16 protein-coding genes are annotated in these 26,235 nt (G+C 72.8%); 6 read left to right on the top strand and 10 right to left on the bottom strand.

Annotation, left to right across the window (positions count from 1 at the left end):
- The 8 genes from phoU to VET29_RS36510 all read right to left on the bottom strand — a co-directional run.
- The coding region (phoU, locus tag VET29_RS36545; protein ID WP_324929488.1) for a phosphate signaling complex protein PhoU at positions 1–504 on the bottom strand (504 nt) is incomplete at its 3' end.
- 91 nt (positions 505–595) lie between these two features.
- A complete protein-coding gene (locus VET29_RS36540) occupies positions 596–4,444 on the bottom strand; it encodes an LCP family protein (protein ID WP_324929485.1) in 3,849 nt (1,282 codons plus the stop codon).
- Between the two features lie 261 nt (positions 4,445–4,705).
- The gene (locus VET29_RS36535) at positions 4,706–5,533 is read right to left on the bottom strand and encodes a GGDEF domain-containing protein (RefSeq protein ID WP_414636704.1); all 828 of its coding nucleotides are present in this window, start codon (positions 5,531–5,533) and stop codon (positions 4,706–4,708) included.
- Between the two features lie 120 nt (positions 5,534–5,653).
- Positions 5,654–6,115 (bottom strand): hypothetical protein, encoded by a 462-nt coding sequence (locus VET29_RS36530; protein WP_324929481.1) that lies wholly within the window; start codon positions 6,113–6,115, stop codon positions 5,654–5,656.
- A gap of 48 nt (positions 6,116–6,163) precedes the next feature.
- Complete coding sequence (locus VET29_RS36525; protein ID WP_324929479.1) at positions 6,164–6,820, bottom strand: response regulator transcription factor; 657 nt, start codon at positions 6,818–6,820, stop codon at positions 6,164–6,166.
- Positions 6,821–6,833: 13 nt separating this feature from the next.
- Positions 6,834–8,537: a right-handed parallel beta-helix repeat-containing protein gene (locus VET29_RS36520; protein ID WP_324929477.1), complete on the bottom strand. Its 1,704-nt coding sequence runs from the start codon at positions 8,535–8,537 to the stop codon at positions 6,834–6,836.
- The gene (locus VET29_RS36515) at positions 8,534–9,226 is read right to left on the bottom strand and encodes a helix-turn-helix transcriptional regulator (protein ID WP_324929475.1); all 693 of its coding nucleotides are present in this window, start codon (positions 9,224–9,226) and stop codon (positions 8,534–8,536) included. The genes VET29_RS36520 and VET29_RS36515 overlap by 4 nt, the downstream gene beginning before the upstream one ends.
- Positions 9,223–10,536 carry a type VII secretion protein EccE gene (locus tag VET29_RS36510; protein WP_324929473.1) on the bottom strand — a complete coding sequence of 438 codons (1,314 nt, stop codon included), beginning with the start codon at positions 10,534–10,536 and terminating at the stop codon, positions 9,223–9,225. Before VET29_RS36510 ends, VET29_RS36515 begins: the two co-directional genes overlap by 4 nt.
- Before the next feature lie 115 nt (positions 10,537–10,651).
- On the opposite strand from VET29_RS36510, the gene VET29_RS36505 reads away from it, so the two are divergent.
- The 6 genes from VET29_RS36505 to VET29_RS36480 all read left to right on the top strand — a co-directional run bounded on the left by VET29_RS36505 (position 10,652) and on the right by VET29_RS36480 (position 19,269).
- Complete coding sequence (locus VET29_RS36505; protein WP_324929471.1) at positions 10,652–11,323, top strand: response regulator transcription factor; 672 nt, start codon at positions 10,652–10,654, stop codon at positions 11,321–11,323.
- On the top strand, positions 11,320–12,567 hold the full coding sequence (locus tag VET29_RS36500) for a HAMP domain-containing sensor histidine kinase (RefSeq protein ID WP_324929469.1): 1,248 nt from the start codon (positions 11,320–11,322) through the stop codon (positions 12,565–12,567). The genes VET29_RS36505 and VET29_RS36500 overlap by 4 nt, the downstream gene beginning before the upstream one ends.
- Before the next feature lie 103 nt (positions 12,568–12,670).
- Positions 12,671–14,797: a fibronectin type III domain-containing protein gene (locus tag VET29_RS36495; RefSeq protein ID WP_324929467.1), complete on the top strand. Its 2,127-nt coding sequence runs from the start codon at positions 12,671–12,673 to the stop codon at positions 14,795–14,797.
- The gene (locus VET29_RS36490) at positions 14,794–15,753 is read left to right on the top strand and encodes a MoxR family ATPase (protein WP_324929465.1); all 960 of its coding nucleotides are present in this window, start codon (positions 14,794–14,796) and stop codon (positions 15,751–15,753) included. Before VET29_RS36495 ends, VET29_RS36490 begins: the two co-directional genes overlap by 4 nt.
- On the top strand, positions 15,753–16,907 hold the full coding sequence (locus VET29_RS36485; RefSeq protein WP_324929463.1) for a DUF58 domain-containing protein: 1,155 nt from the start codon (positions 15,753–15,755) through the stop codon (positions 16,905–16,907). The genes VET29_RS36490 and VET29_RS36485 overlap by 1 nt, the downstream gene beginning before the upstream one ends.
- Positions 16,908–17,157: 250 nt before the next feature.
- Entirely contained in the window at positions 17,158–19,269 is a 2,112-nt protein-coding gene (locus VET29_RS36480) for a transglutaminase-like domain-containing protein (protein WP_324929461.1), read from the top strand.
- Here the strand turns inward: VET29_RS36480 and VET29_RS36475 are convergent.
- Positions 19,266–19,634 carry a hypothetical protein gene (locus tag VET29_RS36475; protein ID WP_324929459.1) on the bottom strand — a complete coding sequence of 123 codons (369 nt, stop codon included), beginning with the start codon at positions 19,632–19,634 and terminating at the stop codon, positions 19,266–19,268. The two genes, VET29_RS36480 and VET29_RS36475, sit on opposite strands and share 4 nt — an antisense overlap.
- The gene (locus tag VET29_RS36470; protein WP_324929457.1) at positions 19,631–25,990 is read right to left on the bottom strand and encodes a hypothetical protein; all 6,360 of its coding nucleotides are present in this window, start codon (positions 25,988–25,990) and stop codon (positions 19,631–19,633) included. The genes VET29_RS36475 and VET29_RS36470 overlap by 4 nt, the downstream gene beginning before the upstream one ends.
- Positions 25,991–26,235 lie beyond the last annotated feature (245 nt).

The raw sequence follows: 26,235 nt of genomic DNA, 5'->3' as shown, positions 1-26,235 counted from the left end.
GACCACCGAGAACAGATGGCGGTGCAGGTCGTCCATCTCGTCGTCGGCCTCCTCGAGGGAGCGGGCCTTCTCGACGTCCTGGTTGCGGATGACGTTCTCGGCCTCGTGCGCCAGCTCGACGGCGACGCGGCCCATCTCGCTGAAGTACGGCCGCACCTGCTCGGGAAGGACCGGGTTCGGGTGGCGGCGGCGCGCGGCCTTGGCCACGTGCAGCGCGAGGTCGCCCATGCGTTCCAGGCTCTCCGCCGCGTGGATGGCGGCGAGGACCGTGCGGAGGTCCGTCGCGACCGGGGCCTGCAGCGCCAGGAGCGCGTACGCGTGTTCCTCGCACGACGAACGGGCGTCGTCGATCTTCGCGTCGTCGCCGATGACCTGTTCGGCAAGACCGAGGTCGGCGTCCAGCAACGACCTGGTGGCGAGCTCCATGGCGGTCGCCGACATGGCACACATGTTGGCCAGCTCTTCGGCTAGCTCCCCGAGTTCGACTTGGTAGGCCTCACGCATGGCGACAGCCTACGGCCGCGTACGCACCGCAACCGCATCCTCGGATGAATCCCAGGTGAACCCACCGCCACGAATCGGTGCCGGGCCCACCCTACGCACACGAGACGTCGCTGGCGTTGACCGTCGACAGGTTCTCCGGCACGTCGACGGGCGATCCGCCCGTGGTCGGCGACTGGACCTTGCCGTCGAAGTCGGGGCCGAGCACGAGCAGGATCGCGCCGCCCGCGGACGGGTCCTCGACGAGCGTCGCGCCGGGCACGGCCGCCTTGAGCGTCTGCGCCTGGGCGGCACGGGACTTGCTGTACCGGATGACCGTCCGGTCCGTCGGGTCCGTCGCGCCGACCCGCACGACCTGGAAGCCGAACTCGGCCAGGTCGTCGCCGGTGTCGCCGGCGATGCCGTCGGTTCCGTTGCCGCCGTTGAGCACCTGGATCTTGACGGTGCTCGGATCGACGGGGCCGCCGCCCTGCGGCTGTTGCTGCTTCTGCTGCATCAGGCCGGACTGCACCTGCGTCTGGCTCTGCTTCTTGTTCTTCGCCGGCGCGTCGTCCTTCTTCGGCGCCTCGCCGGGCAGCGGGACGTCCTGTCGAACCGCTTCGAACAGCGCGTCGGCGTCGTCGGTCCGCAGGTCCTCGTTGTGGCGCTCGTTCTCGTAGCCGGTGGTCGGGAGGGTGATGAACGTGACCCGGCCCGCGCCGACGCCCTGCATCGACTCACCGAGGGTGAACAGCTGGTCGACGCCGATGTTGTCGCCGAACGTGGCCTTCGCGAACGCCTTCACGAAGTTCGTGAGCTTGCTGGGGTTCAGCAGCACCTCGGACGACATCGCCTTGCGCAGCAACGAGGACAGGAACCGCTGCTGGCGGATGATGCGGCCGTAGTCGGCGGTCGGGTCGCCCTCGACCTTGCGGGCACGCACGAAGTTCAGCGCCTGGTCACCGGTGAGCTTCACGTTCTTCCCGGCCTCGGGCACGACCAAGCCCAGCTCCTTGTCCTTCATCGGCCGCTCGACGCACACCTCGACGCCCTGCACGGCGTCGACCATGTCCTTGAAGCCGTGGAAGTCGATGCCGACGAAGTGGTTGATGGCGAGCCCCGAGATGTTCTGCACCAGCTTGGTCACACACTTCGGGCCGCCCACCATGTAGGCGGTGTTGAGCTTGACCCGATTCTCCTCGGGGTGCTGCTGGCCTGTGTAGTTTCCGGTCTTTGGATCCCATCCCTCGCAGGCCGGCCGGCTTACCTCGAGGTCACGGGGAAAAGAGACGACCACCACGCGTTCTCGATTTTTTGGTACGTGGGCGATCATCACGGTGTCCGACCTGGCGCCTTGGACCGAGTCCTCGGATCCGACCCCGTCCTCGGCGGTCGCGCCGGCTCTGGTGTCGGACCCGACCAGTAAGAAGTTCTCGTCCCCGAGCTGCGCGGCGGCGTCCTTGATGGAGTCCGAGTCCGGGTCGAGCGCGTCGACCTGCTGCGAGCTGTTCTCGATGTAGGACTTGAAGCCCCAGGCCACGGCTGTCGACAGGAAGATCAGCCCGGCGACGAAGACCGAGAACGCCTTGCCGGCGTTCTTGCCCTTGCGCCAGCGGCGCTTCTTCTTCGCCTGCTGCTCGTCCTCTTCTTCCTTGGGCTCGAGGTTGGGGATCGCGACGGCCATGGACTGCTGCGCCTCGAGCTCGTCGAGACGGTCCATCTCGTCGTCGCGCTCCCAGGGGCGGAGCTTGCGGCGCTTGGCCTTCTTCTCACGCTCCTCGGCCTTGATCTCGTCGTGGACCGCGGAGAAGCGGGCGAGGGTGTGGTCGATGGTGCGCCGCTTCTGGAGCTCCTCGTTGCCGCCGTCGATGGCCTCCATCTCGGTGGTCATCGTGACGAGGTCGTCGTCGCCCATCGGCGGCGGAGGCGGCGGTACCGGCGGCACTCCGGCCGCGCGGCGTGGCCGTGGGTCGGGGGCGTCGGTGACGGAGGCGCTCCGCGGCTCGGACGGCTCGTCAACCGGCCGGCGGAAGTCGTCGACGGGGAACAGCCCGGAGCCCTGACCCGGTTGGGGCGGCGAGTCGGCGGGGAACGGGCCGGACCGCTGGTCCAGCCCGGACTGCATGGTCGCCGCCCGGGCGGCACGGCGGCGCGCGGCGCCTTCCGGCCTGCCCAGCGCGTCCCTGGGGCCGGACGACTGACCTGGCTCCGGCGGGAAGCCGCCGTCACCCGGCCGGCCGTTGAGGGGTGCCTCACGGCCGGGGGCGCCGAAGTGTGTGGAGGCCTCGCCCACGCGGCGAGGGCTCGGCCGGGGCGCCTCGGGGTCCGGCGGGAAGCTCGGGCCCGGGAAGGGACCGGAGCTCTCGCCCCGGCGGCCGCGCGGCGGCTCGGCCTCGAAACCGTCCTGGGGGAAGCCGTCGGCCCGCCGGCCACCCTTGCGCCGCGGGGCCGCACCGTCCGGCGGGAAGCCGTTCTGCACGTCACCACCCGGGATCGGGAGGTGACTGGACGCCTCGCCGGCCCGGCGCATGCCGTTGCGGGCGTCGTCCGGCGGGAACCCGTTGGGTGGCTCGGGGAGGCCGCGGTGGCCTGCGGGGTCGCCGGCCCGCCGGGCGCCGTTGCGGCGGGAGCGTTCCGGGTCGGTCGCGAACCCGTCGAAGCCGTTCGGCGCGTCGGTGCCCGGGATGCCGTGGTGGGCGGGTGCCTCCCCGCGGCGGCCGCCGTTGCGGCGGGACGCCTCGGGGTCCGGGCCGAACCCGTCCGGCGGGAAGCCGTTGGGTGCGTCGGGGGCCGGGATGATGCGGGGCGCGGACGCCTCACCCACGCGGCGGCCGCCGTTGCGGCGCGGTGCCTCCGGGTCGGGCGGGAAGCCGTTCGAGGCCTCGTGCTGGGCCTCACCCGCGCGGTGCATGCCGTTGTGGCGGGGTGCCTCGGGGTCGGGCGGGAAGCCGTTGGGCGCGTCCGTGCCCGGCATCATGCGTGGCGCCGACGCCTCGCCGGCCCGGCGCCTGCCGTTGCGGCGGGACGGCTCCGGGTCCGGTGGGAAGCCCGGGGCGGCGTCCGTGCCCGGGACGGGATAGTGGGCCGACGCCTCGCCCGCGCGGCGGGCGGCGTTGCGGCGTGACTCGGGGCCGAAGGCCTCCTGCATCCCGCGGCGGCGGGGCCCGGACGTCTCACCCGCCCGGCGCGGGTCGGCGCCTGGCACGGGGTAGTGGGCCGACGCCTCGCCTGCCCGGCGCATGCCGTTGTGGCGGCCTGCCTCGGGCTCGGGTGGGAAGCCGTTGGGTGCGTCGGAGCCGAACCCGTCGAAGGTCGTCGCGGGGCCGGCGGCCGGGCGGGGCCGGCGGGCGCTCTTGCGCCGCGGCGCGCCGGCGTCCGGGGGAAGGCCGTTGCGTGGGCCGGACCCCTCGCCGACGTTGCGTGGGCGGTAGGACGGGCCGTCGTCGACCGGGAAGTCCGTCGGGAAGCCGTTGTCGTCCGGCGGCGGCTCGCCGGGCTCCGAGGAGAACGAGTCGCGGACCGCGTCGCTCGGGATGGTGAAGAAGGAGGAGTTGCCGCCGGGGCGCCTGACGGCGGCCTCGTCGCGGGGGAAGTTCTCCTGCGGCTGGGGGGGACGTGGTGGGGAGGTCCGGTCGGGCGGGAACCCGGCACCCCCGTCGAGTGGTGACGCGATCGGGCGGGGCGCCGGGGCCGGTCTGCCCTGCGGCTCGTCCTGCCTGGCCCGGCGGCCGGGCGTCGCCACGCCGTTCTGCCGCAGCTGCTCGGGGTTCACCGGGGTGAGATCCGGCCGGGAGCCCGTGTGCCGCTGGACCAGGTCCGCGACGCTCACGCCGCCGGACTCGACCGACCTGCGGCGCCGCCTGGGCTGCTGGGGCTCCGGTGGCGGGGGCGCCTCCTCGCGCCGGTGGCGTCTGCCGTACTCGTGGGGGTCGCGGGTGCCGTCGAGGCGTTCGTCGTCGGGCACCCGGACTCCTCTCGTCAGTAGGGCCACCACCGTGGCGGTTCCGTTACCAAGACGTTGCACACCCTGGGTTGGTTGCAAACCCGGTGTGTGCTCGTCGGCCCAGATAGTACGTACGGATGGCACCCAAGACGACTGCCAAGCCAAATTTGCTGACTACCGGTGGGCAAGTGGTCCCAACCGCCTAGGCCGATCGGGGTAGCGCCCACCGTAGCCTCAAATGTTATCGAACCGACGCAAGGGGCGGTCAGGGGTGACCGCGAACTAACCCCGATGGCCTCGTTGCGCCGCGGTGCCGGACAGGCGGACCTGCCCGCCCACACGGTAGGCGACGGAGTTCCGGCCCGACTGCTTGGCCGTGTACAGCAACGCGTCAGCGAGGCGAAGCCGCTGCTCAGGGCTCGTGAGCCCGCCGGTGCTGGAGGCGTGTGCCACGCCGATGCTGACGGTCACCTGCAGGCCGCGGACGACCGTGGTCCACGGGAACTGCTCGACCCGCACCCTCGCCGCCTCGGCCACTGCCCACGCCGCCATGGGCTCAAGGCCCGGCAGCATGAGTACGAACTCCTCGCCGCCGTACCGCGCGCAGAACGCGTTCTCCGGCAACCCCACCAGCAGCAGCTCGACCACCTTCTGGAGCACCCGGTCGCCGACGAGGTGTCCGAACGTGTCGTTGACGCGCTTGAACCAGTCGAGGTCGACGAGGGCGACGGCGAACTCGCCGTGCCCGGACTGGAGCAGGCGTTGGTCCAGGTAGCGGCGGTTGTAGCTCGCGGTCAGCGAGTCGCGGATGCTCTGCTCGCGGGCCTCCGCGTGCTCACGCCGCAGGCGCGCGACCTCCTGACGGAACTGCTCGGGCACGTGCGGGGTCTTCTCCGCCGTCGCCAGGTCCAACGCGTGCCGCAGGTGCTCGTACGCCTGCCGCCACTCGCCGCGCGACGCCAGCAGTGAGGCGATGGACTGGTGCAGCTCGACGAGGCTGGCCTCCTCCAGCTCGACCTGACGGCGGGTCAGGTGCTGGATCGGCACCGTCGGCTCGCCGATGTGGTGGTCACCACGCCAACCGGCGACGCCTTGATCAAGTACGGCCATCGAGCTCACCTCCCTACGTACGACTTGTCGTCGCGGGGGATGGCCGGCTTGAGACGTTGGGGCGAGCTGGTTCGGATTTCCCTCTACCGGTGTACGGGGGCGCGTGAATATCACGTTCCGTCACTCGCCGGTCGGGCAGGGCGCGAACCCGTACACCTTCCCGTCCAGGATGACCACTCGCTCCGACCCGATCTGCTGACCGAGCAACGCTCCGTCCTGCCGGATCGCGACCGACACACCGAGGACGTAGACCTTGCCGCGCGGGTGTGTGGCGTTGCGGCCCGCGCCTGGCGGCACCCAGTCCGGGTCCGCCCGCAGGGTCGACAGGGCCGGGTCGATTGTCAGCGTGAGGTCGCCGAGATCACACAGGTCGTCGGCGAAGTCCGGGTGCTGGCTGTGCAGGAGGAACTCCCGCTGCTCGTCCGGGCCCTCGTCGGCGGCCTCGTTCAGGTCCTTGAAGTACGTCCGGACGAGCTTGAGGTCCTGGTCGGGGGACGCGGCGGCGACCGGCCGGCCGGCGACCTTCGAGCTGCACCCGGCCAGCAGCAACAGGCCGAGGACGGCGAGCAGTACACGACGCATGTCATTCCCCCCGAGGGAATCTCAGTGTGCGACCAAGGCTAGCCGTCGTCACGCGGGTTCGATGCGGTATCCGTATCCACGTACGGTGTGGATCATCGGAGGGTTCCGAAGTTTTCTGCGCAACTGCGTGATCACGACATCCAGGACGTTCGACGCGGGATCGACCAGCGGGTCCCATACCTCGCCGATCAGCTCCGTCCGCCCCACCGGCTGGCTCTGCCGGGCCACCAGCTCCCTGAGCACGTCGAACTCCTTGACCGTCAACGTGAGCAGTACCCCCGCGCGCCGCACCTCGTGCCGCCCGCTGTCCACCTCCAGGTCGCCGCAGCGCAGCACCGGCGGGCCACCGGCACTGCCCCTGCCGCGCCGGCACAGCCGCCGCACGCGGGCCGCCAGCTCCTCGACGGCGAAGGGCTTCACGAGGTAGTCGTCGCCGGCGTCGAGCCCCGCGATGCGGTCGGCCACGGCGTCGCGGGCGGTCAGGAACAGCACGGGCACCGCGGGCCGGCGGGCCTGGACGTAGCGGAGCGCGTCCCCGGACGGCAGCATCCGGTCGAACACCGCGCAGTCGTAGGAGTTCACCGACAGCGCCTCGTCCGCGCCGGGCAGGTCACCCACCGCGTCGACGGCGAACCCCGCGCCACGCAGCGAGCCGGCGATCGCGACACGGAGGTTCTCGTCGTCCTCGACCACCAGTACCCGCACGGGGCAGAAGGTACTAGTTGTTGCGGGTCACCTCCCGGTTCTCCCGCGCCAACCGTTGGCCCAGGTGGCCCTGGTTCGTGACCGCCAGGACATCCTCGGCCGTGAGCGTGCGCAGCTCGGTCAGCTCGGGCATCCGGCCGAGCAGCCGGAGGCGTTGCGACTGGACCTTCCGCATGCCCTCGAACAGCCGCCGGGCGTCGCGGGCGTTGCCGAAGTTCGGGTCCTTCGCGATGCGGTCGAAGTACTCCCACAGCAGCGGCGTCGCGTTCTCGTCCAGCTGGTAGTCGCCGCCGGTCACCATGCGGGCGATGATCTGCACGAGGTCGTCGGCCGAGTAGTTCTCGAACTCGATCGTCTTGGAGAACCGGGACGCGAGGCCGGGGTTGACGTCGAGGAAGCTCCGCATCTCGTCGGTGTATCCGGCGACGATCACCGCCACCTCGTCGCGGTGGTCCTCCATCAGCTTCACCATCGTGTCGATGGCCTCCTGGCCGAAGTCGCCGCCGGTGCCGGACTGGCGGGACAGCGTGTACGCCTCGTCGATGAACAGCACGCCGCCGAGCGACTCCTCGAACACCACGGACGTCTTCTCCGCGGTGTGGCCGATGTACTGGCCGACGAGGTCGCGCCGGGACACCTCGCGGAACTGCCCCTTCGACAGCACGCCGAGGGACTTGAGCAGCCTGCCGTACGTGCGGGCCACCGTGGTCTTACCGGTGCCCGGTGCGCCCGCGAAGATCAGGTGGTGGCTCACCGTGCCGACGGACAGGCCCGCGCGCCTGCGCCACTCGTTGACCTGGATCTCGTCGACGACCGCGTGCACCTCGGACTTCACGCCCGGGAGCCCGACCATGGCGTCGAGGTCGGCGAGCAGGTCGTCGACGCCGGCGTCCCCGCTGGACACCGCCCGCCTGGCCGGCTCGGTCACGGTCGGCGTGGCGCCCGCGGCGACGAGGATGCCGGGCGGCGCGGCGTTGTCCACATGGCACTCGTCGATGGTGCCGGCGCAGCCGGCGGCGAACGAGATGCCGACGCCGCCGACGTCGTGGACCTTGCACCTGCGCACCTCGGGCCGGCTCTGCTGGGCGACCGCGACCCCCTCGTGCCCGGTCCGCGCCACGTCGCAGGTCTCGATGACCGGCCGCGCGTACTGGTAGACGTAGATGCCGCGCTGGCCGCAGTCGGCGACCGTGCAGTTGCGTAGCTCCGGGTCCGCGCCGAGCCCGATCACGACGCCGTCCCCCGTCACGTTCCGCACGTTCGTCTCCTCGATGCGCCCGGACGAGCTCTCCACGACGATGCCCTGCTCGGCGCCGTCCACCGTGCACCGGTTGACGGTGAACCGCCGGCAGCCCCGTACCGCGAGGCCGGGGCCCCGCGTGGCGGAGAGCGTGCAGCGTTCGAGTGTCAGCTCGACGTCCTCGGCCCGCACGGCGGCCGCGCCGGCCCTGAGGGTGAGGCCGTGCAGTGTCAGTGCGCCGCCGCGGGCATCGAGCACCGGCCAGTCGCCGCCGGTGCCGTCGAGGATCACCTCGCCGCCCTCGTGCGCGCGGATAGTGAGCCGGCGGCCCGCCAGTTCGAACGTCTCCAGGTAGGTGCCGGCGGCGACGGCGACGACCCCACCGTCCGGCGCGTTGCCGAGGGCGTCGCCGATGGTCGGGTAGGCGCCTTGCCGGCCGGGCGCCACCAGCAGGGTCCGCGAGGTGGCCGTGGTCATGACCACCCCGCCCGCTCGATCAGCCAGCCTCGGTCGGCGGCCTTGGCCCCGGCCTGGAAACGGCTGCGCGCGCCGAGCCGGTTCATGATGTCGGCGACCATCCGCCGCACGGTCCGGACGGAGACGCCGAGCCGCGCCGCGGCGGACTCGTCGGTGCTGCCCGAGGACAGCAGTGCCAGCAGTTCCTTCTCGCGTGCGGAAAGCTCGGCCGCGTCGGGCAGCTCGTTGGGGCTCATCGGCACCGCGGTCAGCCACACGCGCTCGAACAGCTCCATGGTCGTGGTGACCACACTGGACAACCGGAACACGGCGGTGCTGAGCGCCGGGCCGCCTGCCGTGCGGTCGACCGGCAGCACGACGACCGAACCGTCGATCACCAACGCGTCGGTCGGCACGTCCGGGACCGTGCGGGTGTCCGCACCGGACAGTGCCAGCGTGCCGAGCCGGGTCGCGAGGACGGGGGCGGTGCGTGCGGTGTCCGGCACGATCACCCGGTACCGGACGCCGCGCCGCAGGTTCTCGTGGTCGATGCGCCGCACCCCGCCGATGGGGTCCCGCGCCGCCACGGCCAGCGTGCTCATCACGAGCACCTCCCGGTTCGCGGCCGCCAGCAACGCCTCGACCCCCGCGCTCGACGGAAGCCGGGTCGCATGTCCTTGCAGCACAGGGTTTTCCGCGAGCACGGTCATGACACTCCGATCGGCAGCGTCGCGGCGACACCGCTGCGCTGTGTGCCGTCGAGCCGGGTGAGGCGGATGCCCGCCGGCGCCAGGCGGTTGGACAGGTGGCCGGCCGCGGTCTCGACGGCGGCCTCCGTGGTGGCGGCGAGACGGAGGGCGGCGCCTCCGCGCGGGTCGCCGCGACCTTCGGTGCGTGCGGTGAGCGTGATGGTCGACGCGACGCCCGGGACGCCGGCCAGCATGCCGTCGACCAGCCCGCGGGCCTGCGTGCCGGTGAGCCGGTCCCAGCCGGTGAGCCGGTACGTGGCCTGGCTGACCGGCCCGGTGCGCCAGTATCGCCAGTCCTCACGCACGTCCGTCCGCCCGCCGGTGATGTGTGCCAGGCCGGCGATCGCGGACAGTGCCGGCTCCTCGGCGAGCGGCTGCGCGGGCACCCCGGCGCGGTCGAGCGCCCGCCGCACGCGACGGAGTGCGTTGCGCAGAGCCAGGGTCAGCTCGGCGTCGGCCGGGGTGTCGACGGTGCGGGCGGCGTGCACCGCGACCCATAGGCGGCGCGGCATGTCGGGCCGGATGCCGGTGTGGAGCACGAGCTGCACGCCGACGACGTGGTCGGTGGCGGTCGGCAGGAGGGCGGCGGGCATGGGGAGGACGCCCAGCAGCTCCGGGGTGAGCGTGGGTGGCCTCAGCTGCGCGGTCAGGCCACCCCGGTGGCTGATCGCCATGGCGGGGCCCTGGCTGGTCTCGACCGTCCGGATGGTCGAACCGGGCAGGAGCAACTCGATGAGCGCGAGGGTCGCGGCCGGGGTACCGCCATTCGTGGGCAGCTCCGTGCGCCGCTGCCGGATGCGGAAGGCGGCGGCGAGCACGGTCAGCTCGTACAGCCAGCGGCCGCCGGCCCGCACGCTCGTCAGTGCGAGGAGCGCCGTCGCGGCGGTGGCCGCGACGGCGAGCACGGGCCACGGCCGGCGCACGGTCAGCAGGACGCCGATGGCCGCGACCTGCCAGCAGAGCACCTGGACCGCCGACAGTCTCCCGGTGTACTCCCGAAGCCGCCGTGACCACGGCCGGCGGGGCGGGGCGGTGGTGACCGGTGCGGCCGGCGTGGTCCTCGCCGGCCGCACCGGTGGCGTGAGCAGCAGCGGCCGGGTGTGGACGTCGACCTCGGGCAGCCGCCGGGGCAGTGGCCGGGCCGCGGCCTGGGCCGCACCCGCCGCGACGCGCAGCGGCGGCGCCGCTCTGGTCGGCGCGGCGGTCGGACTGCTGGCGGACCGGGCCGTGGCCTGCTGGCGCGCGAGTGCGGCCGCGTTCGGTGTGTCCACCGGTCACCTCCTCCTGGCGTCCTGTTCCGGCCAGTGCCGTTCCGGGCCGCGTGTGGATGGCTACGGTCGTGTTGGTGGAATCACGATCGGCCACGGCACATTAGGTTTCGATGACATGCGCGTGTTGGTGGTTGAGGACGACGAGGACCTGCGGATCTCGGTGTCCGTCGAGCTGAGCGCGGCCGGCGTCGAGGTCTCGCAGGCACCCGACCTGTCGACCGCCGACGCCCTGCTGCGGCAGGTGTCCGTCGACTGCGTGGTCTTCGACCGCATGCTCCCCGACGGCGACGCGCTCGACTACGTCCAGCGCCGGCGGCGGGCCGGCTGGTGCGTCCCGGTCCTGTTCCTGACCGCCCGCGACTCGATCGCCGACCGGGTGGCGGGTTTCGCGGCGGGCGGCGACGACTATCTGGTCAAGCCGTTCTCGGTGGCGGAGATGGCCGCGCGGGTGCGCACCCTGTGCCGGCGCGGCGACGGCCGTCCGTCGGTGCTGCGGCACGCGGACCTGGAGGTCGACTGCGCGCGGCGGGCGGTGCGGCGGGGCGGCGTGCTGCTCACGTTGTCGGACAAGGAGTTCGCGGTCCTGGAGTACCTGGCGATCCGCCCGGACCAGGTGGTCTCGCGGACCGACCTCATCGAACACTGTTGGGACGCGGCCGCCGACCCGATGTCGAACGTGGTCGACGTGGTGGTCAAACGCCTGCGGCGCAAGCTGGGTAGCCCGGAGCTGATTCACACGATCCGCGGGCGCGGCTACCGCCTCGGGGCATACGGTCCCGTCCCGTGAAGGGTTCGTCCGCCGACCGGCTGCGTCGCCTGCGCTGGGTGCTGACCGTGATGTTCACGGCGATGAACGCCGTGGGGCTGGTCGTTTTCGCCTGGCTGGTGATCCAGGCGGACCGGGACAGCGGCGAGAAGGAGCTGGACCTGCGGCTGTCCCGGGTGACGTCGACGGTGGCGAGGCTGATCGGCAGCGACGGCGACGCGATCGTCACGGCGTTGGTGGGTCAGGACGAGATCAACCAGCAGTGCCCGCAGTTCGCGGTGCTGCCGGGTGGGTCGGGTTCGTTCAAGGAGCTGTACTCGCAACGCCGGTGCGTGCCGATGGACAGTGCGGTGCTGCGCGGCCTCGCGGCGGACGCGGCGCGGTCCGGGCACGAGCTGTACGGCTACCTGCACGGCACGGACGACCGGATGGTGCGGGTGCGGGCGGAGCCGTTCCGGGGCCGGTCTGGGTACCTGGGCGCGGTGGTGGCGGTGAGCGACGCGGAACCGATGCTGCAGGAACACAACCGGCTGGTGCTGTGGGTGGTCGTCGGCGCGGCGGTGCTCATCGGCAGCCTCGCGCTGGCGGGCCATCTGCTCTCGGCTCGCGCGATCCGCCCGGCGGTGGCGGCCCTGGAGCAGCAGGAGGTGTTGCTGGCCGAGACCGCACACGACCTGCGCACGCCGGTGGCCGCGTTGCGCGCACTGGCCGAAACGGCGCTGCGCAACCCGACCCAACGCGGCGACCTGCTGCCGAGAACGGTCCGGCTGGCCTCCCGGATGGGGAGCATCATCGACGGTCTGCTGGTGCGTGCCCGCCTGGCGGCGGGGGTGGAACGGTTGGCGGTACAGCCGGTGTGGCTGGACCAGCTGGTGGCGGGGGTGGTCGAGGAGACCCCAGCGGACGGCGCGTCGGTGACGCTGACCGCGGCCCCGTGCAAGGTGATGGTCGACCCGACGCTGCTCCAGCGGGCGATCGGCAACCTACTGGACAACGCGTTGCGGTACGGACGCCAACCCAACCAGCCGGCGATAGTCCACATCACCGTGGCGAACGGCAGGGTGACGGTGGCCGACCACGGCCCGGGCGTGGACGGCGACTTCGCCGACGAGGCGTTCGACCGGTTCCGCACGGGGAGCGGCTCGTCGGGCCTGGGCCTGTCCATCGTCCGCTGGGTGGCCTGGGCCCACGGCGGCACCCTTTCCGTCTACAACGCGGACGACGCCGGCGCGATCTTCGAGCTCGCGTTGCCCGTCGTGCCGTGACCCCAGTCCCTTGACGTGACAACGAGTTGGTCAACGTAGGTGTCCTGAAGTTGCCATCGACCGGCGTTGGACGATGCCAACCGACTACTTTTACGGTGTGGCCATGACTGACAAGGCGGCACTCGCCAGGTCCGTGCGGAGCCGTCTGCCCGTGGTGGCGGTCGTCATCGCCTGTGTGGCCGGGGTTGTCGCGGCGGTGACCGGGGCCGCGAACCCCGTCTCGGCCGTTCAGTTCCTCCTGCCCGGTCACTGGATCTACAACTCCGCCCTGCAGTCCGCCTTCCACGTCGACGGGTCCACCGGTGACGTCGACGCCCAGGCCCGCGTTCCCGGCGGACCGGGTGACCAGGTGTTCCAGGGCGACACCAGCGGTTACGTCGTCGGCGACTCGCGGATCACCGAGTTCGGCAGGTCGAGTCTCTCCGTCGAGGAGTCGACCACCCCACCCGTCAGGGAACAGCCGGTCGGTGTCGAGACCGCGGGCGGTCCCTACCTCGTCTACCGCGCCGCGGGCAAGGTCGTGCGGCTCGGGGACCACCACACGGTCCTCAGCCTCGGCGGTCCGGTCGGCATTCCGGTCGCCACCCGGGACGGCACGCTCTGGCTGCCCCGCACCAAGGCCGGCCACCTCTGCCAACTTGCCAAGGGCGCCAAGCAGGTCTCCTGCCCGGTCCCGCTCCCCAAGGGCCACGCCGGCGCACTCTCCACCGTCAGCGACCGCCTCGTCTTCGTCGACACCACCAGGGACACCGTGCAGGTCGTCGAGCCCGACGGCCTCGGCGAGCCGCGTGACCTCGGCATCGACGCGCACGACGACGCCAGCCTCGCCAGCACGGACGTCGGCGGGCGGCTCGCCATCCTCGACGGCCGGCGCATGCATCTTGTCGACGCCGGACTCGGCACCGCCGGCATCGACCGGGCCGCGCCCGTCACCATCGACCTCGGTGCGGGTGAGTACGCCGGGCCGGTCTCGACCGGCAACGTCGTCGCCGTCGTCAACCGCACCACCAACACGCTGACCACCTACGACCGCGCGGGCGAACCCAAGCAGACCAGGGAGATCCCCGCCGAGCAGGGCGACCCGCGGCTCACCCGTGGCGAGGACGACCGCATCTACGTCGACGGCGCCGAGGGCGAACACGTCGTGGTCGTCGACACCGACGGTGAGCTCACCGACGTGCCCATCGAGGACGGGACCGGCACGGGCAAGGCACCGGTGGGTAGCCACGACCCGGACGCCCGGATCACCCCCAAGCCCGGCGACACCCCCGAACCCGGCACCACCAACCCGCCGAGGACCGAGCGGCCGGAACAGCCCGAACAGCCCCAGCAACACGGGCCGGAGAAACAGGACGAGCCGCCGGCCGTGCCGCCGAGCCCGCCGGGCGCGCCGACCGGTGTCAACGCCACCGCCGGCAACGCGACCGCGACCGTCACCTGGGGACCCGCCCCGGACAACCGGTCCGCCGTCACCGGCTACCGGATCACCTGGCCCGGCGGCCAGACCACCGTCTCGGCCGCCGCCCGCACCTCGGTGGTCGACGGCCTCGCCAACGGCACCACCTACGTCTTCACCGTCGCCGCGGTCAACGGCGTCGGCACCGGGCCGGGCGCCGCGGCCAACCCGGTCACCCCGGCCGCGCCGGCCCGGCCGGCGGGTGCGGCGACCGGGCTGCAGGTCCTGCTCAACGGCAACCGCGCGCTCTTCGACTGGGACGCCCCCGCCGACATGGGCACCGGCACGTTCACCCACTACGTCGCGACCATGTCCGGCGCGCCGGACGTCACGGTCACCGGGCCCGCCGCCGGGTTCGACATCGACCCCTCGACGACCGCCACGCTGACGTTCACCGTCCGGACCGTCACCACCACCCCGGACGGGCAGCAGCTCGTCGGCCAGGTCGCCACGACGACCAAGGCGGTCAGCGGCGGCACGGTGACCCTGTCCCGCGGTCCGGCCACCCAGGAGTGGTGCGCGGGTCACGACTCCTGCGCGTGGATGCACGTCGTGCTGAACAACATGCGCCCCAACACGACCTATCACCTGCAGCCGTTCTCGGACGACCCCAGCTACAGCAACACGGGCGGCGACTACCGGACCGACGCTAACGGGCACCTGGTGGAGGACCAGTTCGCCTACTACGGTGTCGGCCACAACGTGTGGATCGTCGTCACCGATCCCGACGGCGTGGACACCCGTTCGAACGATCTTGTCTGGGAGGCCGGGTGAGTCACCCCACCGCCGGTCAGGTGTACGAGCTGATCGCGGCGAACGTGCAGGGCGTGATCCGGGGGAAGCCACAGGTGGTCCGGCTCGCGGTCGCCGGCCTGCTCGCCGAGGGACACCTGCTGATCGAGGACGTGCCGGGTCTCGGCAAGACGACCCTGGCCCGCTGCCTCGCGCGCAGCATCGGCGGCAGCTACAGCCGCATCCAGTTCACCCCGGACCTGCTGCCCGGCGACGTCACCGGGGTGCAGATCTACCGGCAGGGCACCGAGACGTTCGAGTTCCGGCCGGGTGGCATCTTCGCCAACATCGTGCTGGCCGACGAGATCAACCGCGGCACGCCGAAGACGCAGTCGGCGCTGCTGGAGGTGATGTCCGAGCGCACGGTCACGGTCGACTCCGTCCGGCACGAGGTGCCGAGGCCATTCCTCGTGATGGCGACGCAGAACCCGATCGAGATGGAGGGCACCTACCGGCTGCCCGAGGCCCAGCTGGACCGGTTCCTGATGCGGCTGTCGGTCGGCTACCCGAACCTCGAGGCCGAGGTCCTGGTGATCATGAGCGACTGCGCTGGCGTCGGCCCGGACGAGCTGTCGCCGGTGGTCGACCTGGACACGCTGCGGCAGGCCGTCGAGGACGTGCGGGCCGCGCACATCGACCCGGCCGTCGTCGAGTACGCGGCCCGGCTCACGGCCGCGACCCGCACGCACGTCGCGCTCCGGTACGGCGCGAGCCCACGCGGCAGCATCGCGCTGGTGCGCGCCGCCCAGGCCGTCGCGGCGACCTATGGTCGTGACTTCGTCACCCCGGACGACATCAAGGAGGTGGCGAAGCCGGTGCTGGAACACCGCCTGATCCTCACCTCCGACGCGGAGCTGAACCAGCGCGCCACAAGCGACGTCGTCGACGAGGTGCTGGCCGCGATCCCGGCACCCGCGGTCGGCTCGTCCGTCGCGTAATGCCCCGGCTCACCCGCCGTGGCTGGGCGGTACTGGTGGCGGCGGTGGCCGCGTACGTCTGTGGCGCGTGGGTCGGCTTCCCCGTGCTGCGGGCACTGGGCGGCGCGGGCGTCGGCGCGGTCGCCGCGGCACTCGTGGTCACAGCGCGCAGGCCACGCGTGGTGGTGACCCGTGAGGTCTATCCCGACCGCGTCCAGCGGGGCAGACCCGCGTTCGCGCGATTACGTGTGCACAACGACAGCCCCCGCCGCCACGGCGGTTTCACCGCGGGCGACCGCGTCGACGGCGGTTTCCACGCCGTGGCGGTCCGCCCCCTGGCACCCGGCGCGGACGCGATCTACCACTACGAGCTGCCGACCTCCCGCCGCGGCCGCATCCAGGTTGGCCCGCTGACCCTGGAACGCGTCGACCCCCTCGGTCTGGGCAGGAGCCGCCTGACCACCGGCGACACGACGATCATGTGGGTGCACCCGAGGACCTACCCGGTCCACGCGCTGGTCGCCGGCCACCCGCGCCACCACCACGAGGGCCGCACCAGCGACGACTCCCCGCAGGGCTCCCTGGACCTGCGTGACGTCCGCGAGTACGTCCCCGGCGACGAGGTCCGCCACCTCCACTGGAAGGCGACGGCGAGAACCGGCCGCCTGATGGTCCGCGACTACGTCGACCCGAACCAGCCTCGGTTCACCGCGCTGCTGGACACCCGCGCGGACCTGTTGCCACCGCCGGTGTTCGAGGAGGCGGTGGAGCTGACCGCGTCGCTGATGAACGCGGCAGCGGTGGCGGGCTACCGGTGCCGTCTGGTCGCGGCCGGCACCGACCTGAAGCTACGCGGCGGACAGACGGCGGTGCGCCAGGTGCTGGACGAGCTGAGCGAGCTGCGGCTGTCGGCGGGCGCCGCCCCGCTGGTCCCGGTCCCGCTGACGAGAACGGCCGACCGCGGCGGTTCGCTGGTGGTGGTACTGGCAAGCGCGTACCACGAGGACCTGACGACGGTGGCCGCCCTGCGCTCGCACTACGCGTCGTTGATGGTGATCACCCTGGCCGGCGGTGCCCGGACGGGCGTGGAGATCAGCGTGCCGGGCGTGCGGGTGATCAGGGCCCCCAACGCCCGCGGCGGCACCCGCCGCTGGAACGTGGCGGTGACCTCATGACCCCGGTCCGCATCCCCCCGGCCCACGGCGATGCCCTGCCCGCGCCGGGCATCGGGAGGGTGCCACTTGTGATACCCGGCGTCGTGAGGGTGCCTTTCGGGGTGCCCGGCGCGGCGATGTCCCTCGCGATAACCAGCGTCGTGAAGGGGTCCTTCGGGGCGCCCGATGTGGCGAGGGTGCTCGTGGCGTGGTCCGCGTGCCGCGAGAATGCCCCGCGCGGCATCAGACTCCGCGGCGGGGAGGCCGCCCGATGATCTCCCGTGCCGCGCTCGTCGCCGCTCTGCTCGCCTCCGCCGGGCCCGCGCTCCTCTTCTCGCCCGTCTTCGGGATCGCGCCGCTCCTCCTCCCGCTCGCTCTGATCGTCGTCAGCGGGTTCGCCGTCGCGGAAGCATGCCGGCACTGGCCCGCGCTCGTCCCGTGGCGCGCCCTCCTCACGCTCCTGGTCGGCCTCCTCGCGATCGTCGAGGCGCTCCTGTTCCCCACCACCGCGACCGGCCTCCCCACCGCGGGCACGGTCAGCGCACTCGCCGCCGGTCTCACCGACTCCTGGCAGCTCACCCTCCAGTCCACCTGGCCCGCGCGCGCCGACCCCGAGCTGCTGCTCTTCGTCCCCCTCGCCGCGCTCGCCGCCACCGCCCTCGCCGTGGAGTTGCTCGCCCGACTGCGCAGGCCGCTCGTCGCACTGCTCCCCGGCCTCGCCGTCCTCGCGCTCAGCCAGGCGTACGTCGCGCTCACCGGTCTCACCGCGATGCTCGCCGCGTTCGGCTTCGCGGCCGTGGCGGCGGTGCTCCTCTCATCGAGCGCCGACGAGGAGCGGGTCGCCCGGCCGAGGCGGCGGCTCGCGCTCCTGCTCGTCGTGCCGACCCTCGTGCTGAGCGTCGGCGGCGCACTGCTCGGCGTGGCCGTCGATCCGACCGGCCGGTCCGCGTACTCCTTGCGGGACAAGCAGTTCGCTCCCCTCCCACCCGAGCGCGTCGCGAGCCCGCTCGACGAGCTGACCGAGCACCTGCTGGCCCCCGAGGACGCGGTGCTCACCTACTCCACCGACGCCCCGGTCGACCGCTGGCGGCTCGTCGTGCTCGACCAGTTCGACGGCGTCACCTGGACGCCCAGCGTGCGGCCCCGCCGTTTCGGCACCGCGCTGCCGAGCGCGCCGGCCGTGACCGTCCCGACCACCGAACACTCCGCACACATCGAGTACGCCGACGCCGCGGGCCCGTGGCTGCCCAGCCAGGCGATGCCGGCGTCGGTGTCCGGCCTCGCGCCGCTGGTCGACGAGATCTCCGGCACGCTGCTCGCCCCGGGCCACGGCCCGGTGAGCTACGACCTGTCCTGGTGGGAGCCGACCGTCCGCGCCGACGTCCTCGGCGGCGCCGGCATCGACCCGACCGCGCGCACCGGCTTCGGCGACCTCGGCCACATGCCCGACGGAATCGCCGAGCTGGCAGGAAAAGCCGTGCAGGACACCAGGCCGGCGTTCCAGACGGCGCTGGTGTTGGAGCGTTACCTGCGGGAGCACTACACCCTCGCGACCGGCGCCGACCTGCCGAGCGGCAGCGGCTGGCCCCAGCTGCGGACGTTCCTGCTCGACACGAGACGCGGCACCACCGAGCAGTTCGCGGCGGCCTACGTCGTGCTGGCCCGCAAGATCGGCCTGCCGGCCCGCATCGCCGTCGGCTACCGGGCGAGTGGCGCGGGCGACGACGTCGTCGTGCACAGCGGCGACGTCCTGGCGTGGCCGGAGGTCGCGGTCGAAGGCGTCGGCTGGGTGCCGCTCGACCCGGCCGGCACCCCGAGTGGTTCCGGGGTGAGGCCCAAGGGGCTGGCCGAGGTGACCGCCCAGGCCCGCGAGAACCTGCCGCCGCCGGAGAAGCTGCGTGACCCGGAGCTGCGAACGGACGCCGCGGCCGACGAGAACGCCGGCGGCGGCGACGGGTTCGCCCTGCCGGTCGCGGAGGTACTGACCGGATTCGCCGCGCTGGTTGTCATCTGGGTGCTCGGCGTGCCGCTGGCCCGGTTCGGCCGCGGCCGGCTCAGGCGCCGCCGGCCGGGCGCGCGAGCCGTGGTCGGTGCGTGGGCGGAGGCACGGGACCGCTTGCGTGCCCACGGAATCCCTTACACGGCAGGCATGACCGTGCGCGACCTGGCCGGCGCGGCCACTCGACACGTCGACCGTTCGGTGGTGACGGGCCTGCACAGCCTGGCCAGAACGGTCGACGTGGCACTGTGGTCCCGCACCGGCCCGGCCCCGACGACGGTCGACGAGGCATGGTCGGCCGTCCGGGAGGTGCGCCGTGGCCTGTCCCGCCGGCCGTGGCCCGCCCGCCTGAGAGCGGCGCTGAGCGTGCGGGGCCTCTTCTAGCGCCGCAGCTGGTCGAGCGCGGCCCGCCAGGCCGGCTCCCCTGGCCGGGGCGCGACGTACTCGTGCGCGGCGATGTGCGCGAGCAGGTCCGGTTCCGGCGCGATCCCGTGCACCTCCACGTAGTACCGCAGCCCGGCGCCCCAGATCCAGGTGCCGTCGGTGTGCGTCGACACCGGCACCACCTTGCCGTTCGCCGGCTCGAGAAGGTCCACATCGGACCCCGGCACGTGCAGGATCACCTTGCCACCGCGAAGAAAGCCGGCGATGCGGGCCCGCTCCGCCGGGTCGTCGACCCGTGCCCGGTCCGGTGCGAACGTCCACTCGCCACGCGCGTCCCGCCCGTCGAACAGCCTGGCGACCCTCACGGCGATCCCTTCCCCACCGAGACGCTCCTCGGCTCGTAGACCCGGCAGCCCGGCGGCACCCCCGCCGACGCCGGCTCGTTGTACACCTCGATCGTGCCCGACGACAGCGTCGGGAACTCGCCGGACACCGCCTTCGCCGGGACGACGACCGGCTGACCGAGCAGGTCGGCCAGCCGCTGCACGAACTCCGGGTCGACGTGCCCGTCGCGGACCTGCAGGCGCGTGGGACCGCCCCGCCAGTCGCCGCGTGCCGTAACGGCGTCCGCCAGCTCGTCCGGCCACAGCCGCTCGGCGCCCGTGTAGACGGTCGGGCCGTCCAGCATCCGCGTCAGCTCGCCGAGCCGCTCGGCGGGCGGCACGGCCAGCACGTCGCCGATCCTCACCTCGGGACGGTCCGGCCAGTACATGGCGTGGTGCACGGTCGGCAACGGGTCGGGCCGGACCGTGGGCTCGAACGCTCGCATCCGGCCCGGCGGCCCGGGGACCCGCATGCCTGCCTCGTTCACCGTCAACGAGGCGACGTACACGTTGCCGTCGGGGTCGATGCCCACCATCTCCGTCGGCGCGTGCACCGTGACGCCGAGCCGGTCGGCGAGCCGCTGGGCGAACCCGTCGGCCTTCTGCCCGGTCTCGCAGGCGAGCAGCCGGATCGGCTCGCCGTGCCAGTTGGGGTCGGCCTCGACGAGTGCCGCGAGGTCGTCGGCGGTCAGCCGGTCCGCGCCGATGCGGACGAAGTCCGGGCCGCCGTGCAGGTCGAGGGTGTACCGGCCGTGCTCCCTCGGCAGCGCGTGCGCGGTGTCCGGCACCTCGCCCGGCGGGTAGAACGCGCGGCCGGCCGGTGTGACCATGCTGTCGTCCAGGTAGGACCGGAGGTCCTCGGCCGGTCGCGTGCCCGGCCGGCCGCCGCGCATGCCTTCCGGCTTCAGGATCTCGTAGTCCGGCGGCATGGGAGTGCCGTCGTTCTTCAGCTTCTGGTAGGCGTCCCAGACCTTCCGCAGCTCCTCGCGGGCGTGGTCCAGCGCCCGGGTGTCGCCGGTTGCCCGCGCGTGCGCGTCGAACGCCCGCACCCGTCCGGCGATCCGCGTCAGCCGGTCCAGCGCGACCAGCCGGGCGTTGGTCGTCGACCACGGCCTCGGCTCGTGGGCGAGCAGCGCCCGCTCGTACCGGATGCGTGCGTCGATGTCCCTGGACAGCTCGGGTTTGGGCGGCGCGCTGTGCGGTGCGGGCCGGCCGGCGACGGCCGCGTCGATCACCGGTGCCACCTGCTCGACGGCGAACTTCCGGGCCGCCGCGGCCTGTGCCCGTTCGACGGGCCGCTCCTTGGCCCGGTCGGCGTGGATCGTCTCGTCCACGGCCCACTGCCCGCGCTGCCGGAACAGGTACCGCGCCGGGAAGGTGGCCAGGACCCCCGCCGCCACCGCACCGAGGATGCCCAGCACCACCGGGTCCTGGTTGAACGCGACGACCGCGCCGGCCGCCGCGGTCTCCATCACGACGACCTGTTCGACGTGCAGCTTCAGGAAGGCCCGGAACCGCTGGTAGCCGCGCGGCCGGTCCGCCGGGTCGGCGGGCACGGGCGCGGGCGGGGCGTCGGCCAGCAGGTCCGCGACCCGGCTGGCGAGCGTGGCGTCGACCCGGTGCACGGCCGCCTCGGCGAGGTCGACCCGCGCGGTGAGGTCAGCCAGCATCTCGGTGAGGATCCGCTGTTCCAGCGCGACCTGCTCGGCCATCTTGTTGCCGAAGTCGTGGTGGACCTGGGAGACGATCTCCTTGTACTCGTTGGTCACGAAGTTCCGGTCGAGGAACGCGTTGACGAGCGTGCCGACCGCCACCCGCAACCCACCGGTCTTCAGGGCGTTGGCGGCGACGTCGGCCGCGTGGTCCGCGAAGAACGCCTTGGCCGCGTCGGCGGCGGCACGCGCGAGGTTGGTGAGGTTGCCGGCCGCCTGCTCCGCGCCGTAGTGCAACGGGGTCGTGCTGCCGACCGGATGCTCCGGCACGTTGTCGGAGGTGGTGACGGTGCCGGTCGGGCTGGCCCCGGTCAGGTTCTCGATCCGGTCGTAGAGCGCGTTGAGCTGCGCGACGAACAACCGGTCGAACGCGGCGGCGGTCGCGTCCTGCTGCCGTCCGACGTTGTCGAGCAACGCCCATTCCCGCGCGATGAGGCTGGTGCGGAAGTACTTCTCCACGATGGGCCCGAGCCCGGCGGTGACCCCGGCGACACCCCAGTGTGCGAGCACGACCCAACCGGGCAACCCGGCCGGCACGAGCGTGGTCGCCGCGCCGGCACCGAGGATCGCGGGCAGACCGCGGCCGATGAACCGCTGCCAGTAGGGCAGGTGTGTCGGCGGGTTGTCGAGCCGCGGCGCGGGCTCGTCGACCCGGGGGAGCCGGTCGGCCGGAACCCCACGCATCCTGGCGAGCAACGGATCGAGAAGTCTCTTGCGCGCAAGGGCCTGTTCGTGCGCGCGGATCTTGATCGCGTCGCCGTGCCCGGTGTCCGTGTTGGTCTTGTTGAGCCGGTCGTACCAGTGCCTGACGAACGTGCCGGACACCCCGGCGGCCGCGGTGGCCGCCGCGGTGGCCGCGCCGACGATCGGTGCATCGGCGAGCCAGGCGATGGCGGCGCCCGCGGCGAACCCCGGCACCACGTCGGCCGTCAGGTTGACGAGGAAGGCGCTCCACCGGGGATAACCGTCGGGCGGCAGAACCCAGGCCGGCCGCCGCCCACCGGCCCTGACGTGCTGGTCGACGGTGTCGTTGACGTCGGACAGGGCCCGCCGCTCGCCGGCGAGCTGATCATCCGGATGCAGGCCGAGATGCTCGACGAGCGCCTTCATCTCGGCGGCGATGCGCCGCCGGCGGACGACACGAAGCCGCGCGGTCTCCTGCCTGGTGCGGTCGAGATGCCGAACCTCGGCCTGGCGCCCGTGGTCCTCGGCGGACAGCTCGGTGGCGTTACCCGGGTGCGTGGCGCCGTCGAGCAGGTTGGTGTTCGTCTGTGCGCCGGCGAGGGCGGCACTGGCCTGCGCGACGGCGTTGGCGATGGTCCGCTCGACGATGTCGAGCCGGACCCGCGGAGAGACCCGGATGTCGACATGGTTGGCGGCGGCGTTCAACCGGAGCTCGGCGGGACTGCCGTCGCTGGTCTCGTAGGTGTGCACGGTGGCGGTGAAGCGCGACCCGTCCGTACGGGTGATCTCGAACGGTCGCCCGAGCCGCTGGGTCACGCCGGCGATCCCGGCGTCCCCGGCGACCCGGCGCACGGCCTGCCGGGCACGGTCCTGAACCTCCGCCCACCTGGCCCGCGCCTGCGGATCGGCGGCGAACCGGGAGTGCGGGAGAGCACGAACACTGTCGACCCGGCCGCGGGGCCCCGGCGTACCGGTGACGGTGGGCGGAGGCGGCGGTGCGGGACCGGGTGGCGTCGAGGTGTGTCTGTCCCCGGGTTTGACGTGCCGATCGACGATGTGCCCGACATCGGAGAGCGCACGGCGCCGCGGCGCACCGGGATCATCGGGATGCAGCCCGAGGTGGTCGACGAGCGCGCGCATCTCGTTGGCGATGCGCCGCCGCCGAACGAGCCGGTAGCGGGGAGTCCGCCGCGCGGCCCGGTCGAGGTTGCGGACCTCGGCCTGCCGCCCCCGGTCGGCGGCGGAGAGCTCGGCGCCGGCGGCGGGGGTCGTGTTGGCGTCGAGGACGTCGGTGGTGGTGTGCACGCCGTTGAGCACGGCACTGGCCTGGGCGACGGCGTCGGCGACGGTCCGCTCGACGTTGCCGGGGTCGAGCCGGGAGGAGACGCGGATCTCGACCCGCCCGTCGGGGTCGGCGACCCGGATCTCGGCGAGGTTCCCGCCGTTGGTCTCGGCACTGACGACGAGGGCCACGAACGTCGAGCCGTCCATGCGGGTGACCTCGAACGTCGACCAGGAAATCTGGCGGACAGCCCGGACTCCAGCGTCCTCCGCGATGACGTCCATGGCCCGGTGCGCCCACGTGGCCACCTCGATGTGGTTGGGCCCGGCGTTCTCCCTGACCGCGAACGCGGACCCCGGAACCGACCGGACACTGTGGACCCGCTGCCGCGGCCCGGGCGTGGACGTGTTCGGCCCGGGAGCCGGGGGGTTCGCGGGGCCGGTGTTGGGGGTGCGTGTGGTGGGCGCCGTCAGGTTGGGGTTCGTGACCGCGGTGGCGGTGCGGCCGGACGGCGTCGAGGCACGGGGCGTTGTGGGGATGGTCGGGGTGGTGTTGTTGTTCGCTGGGCTGGGGTTCGTGGTCCCGGTTCGCGGCGTTGTTGGGGTGGTGGAAGTGCGTGTGCCGCCGGTGACGGACGGGTTCGTGGGTGCGGCGGAGTGCGTCGGGTTGGCAGCGGTGTGGTTGGCGGCGTTCGGGTTGGTGGCGTGCTGGTTGGTGGCGTTCGGGTTGGTGGCGTGCTGGTTGGTGGCCGTCGGGTTGGTGGTGGCCTGGTTGGTGGCGGTCGGCGGTGTGGCATTGGCGGGGTTTGTGGGAGTGGCGGGCGGGGTTCGGGGGTTGACCGGTGTGGCGGCGGGGTTCGGGGGACTCGTCGGCGGGTCGCCGGGGAGTGCGGGTGGGAGGGTGTCGATCCGTGGGGCGCCACCGTCCTCTGTGTACACGCGGCGACCCGAGACGCTTCCGACGTCCTCCAGGACGCCGGAGCAGTTCGCGCAGAACGGGGCAAGCACGGGCCCGTCGGCCTGGGTGAACCAGACGTCCGCCAGCAGGTCGGCCAGCTCGGCGTCATCGTGGGCGTGCAGGTGTTCGTTGGCGGCACGGACCTCCGCGTGCCGGTACAGCGGCTCGTTGGGCAGGCCCGGCAGGTCCTGTCGAGGTCCCGGTGCCGGCGTGCCGTCATCGTTCCACTGTGGATAGTGGTCCGGTCGGCGTAGTTGCGCCTCGCGGGCCCGCAGCTTCTCGTGGACGTGCTCGCCGGGGGTGATCTCGGTTCTGGTCTGCCCGTTCGTCGACTCGAAGACCTGGCCGGTCCGGACGTTCAGCACCACCGCGACCACGTCACCGGTGGCCCGGCCGGTCGGGTTCATCGCGAGTTTCGCCCGGAAGTACAGCTCCGCGCGTTGTCGGGCCAACGCCCGCAACACCTTCGCGACGGGCTGCTTGTCGATCTCCGTGATCACGCCGTCCACCACGGTCAGCCGGTCGGCGCCGTAGGTGCCCAGCGTGTGCACCTCCGGCTGGACGGGGATCGCCGGATCATCGGGCTGCCGGCCGGGGTCCCCGCCCACCGGGTGATCACCCCTGGCCGGCGGCGGTTTGCCGTCGGGGGTGGCCGCCTGCCACGCCTCGATGGCCGCGTCCAACGCCTTCTCGGCGGACTCCCTCGCCTTCGCGGCCGCCTCCCGCGCCCGGGCGATGTCCATTTCGGACACTCGGCCCCCGCGTTGGCCGGCGGCCCGCTCGGCCGACTCCTTCGCGTTGGCGGCCGCGACCTCCGCCACGTAGGCCTTGTTCTCGGCCATGACGGCCTTGTCCGCCGTCTTCTTGACCGCGGCGAGCGCCGCTCTGGCGGCGGCCTCGGTGCCCTCGGCGAGGGACCTCAGTACCGCTGCCCTGGCCTCCGCCGCCGCGTCCAGAGCGTTCCTGGCGGCCACCTCGGCGTTTCGCCCACGATGCTCGGCCCGCTGGATGTCCTTCCTGATCTTGTTGACGGAGACCTCAGGCCCAGCATTCGTGCCGTTGCCCGACGGAGGCCCGCCGATCTTCGAATGCGCCGGCTTCGCGGTGGGACGAGCCTGCTCACCATCTGGCGAGGTACTGGCGGAGGCAGCGGCCCGAGTGGCCGCCGCCGCAGCCGATACTGCGGCCGCACCACCGGGCATGACGGAGTTGCCGCCCGGTTTCGTGCCACTCGGTTGAGTGTTGCTGTTGGACGGGTTGCTACCGGACTCGTTGCTGCTGGTCTCTGAACCGGCCACGGCGCCGGGTGTGGAAGCCGACGGGTTGGCGCCGGGTTGCCGGCCGGAGGTGCCCTGCTGGTTGGTGCCCGACTGCGAAGCGGTGGGGCCGGGAGCGGCCTTGCCGGCCGGGTTGTGTGCGTTGGTCGTGTTGCCGGTCTGAGCGGAGCCGGACTGCTGGGTGGTGCCGGGTCGGGGAGCGGCGGGGCCGGAAGGCTGGTTGCCTGAGTTGGCGGTGTTGCCGGTCTGGCCGGCGTTGGGTTGCGAGTTGGTGCCGGCCTGCTGGGTGGCGCCGGATTGGTTGGTGGCGGATTGGTTGGCGGTGGATTGGTTGGCGGTGGTGCCGGCCCCCTGGGTGCCGGCGTTGCTCGATGACGTCGTGTGGGTGGGGGCGGCGCCGGCCGCGTGCGTCGGGGCCGAACCCATCGGAGCCGTGGTCTGGCCCACGCCTGAGTTGGACTGTCCCGGATCGCCGGTGGTCGCGACGTTCTGCGACTGTGACGCGCCCGAGTGCTGGCTGCCACCCGCCTCGCCGACAGGAGCGTGGCCGGGCTGCCCGGTTGCCTCTGCCCCGCTCGGTTGACTGCCCTGGCTGCCAGTCTGCTCGACGTCGGAGTGTGTACCGGCCTCGCTGCCTGTCGAGGCACCGCCTGTTTGGCCGTTGGCGTGCG

Source organism: Actinophytocola sp. (assembly GCF_035634895.1).
Lineage (GTDB): Bacteria > Actinomycetota > Actinomycetes > Mycobacteriales > Pseudonocardiaceae > Actinophytocola.
This window is presented reverse-complemented; position numbering and strand designations above follow the sequence as displayed.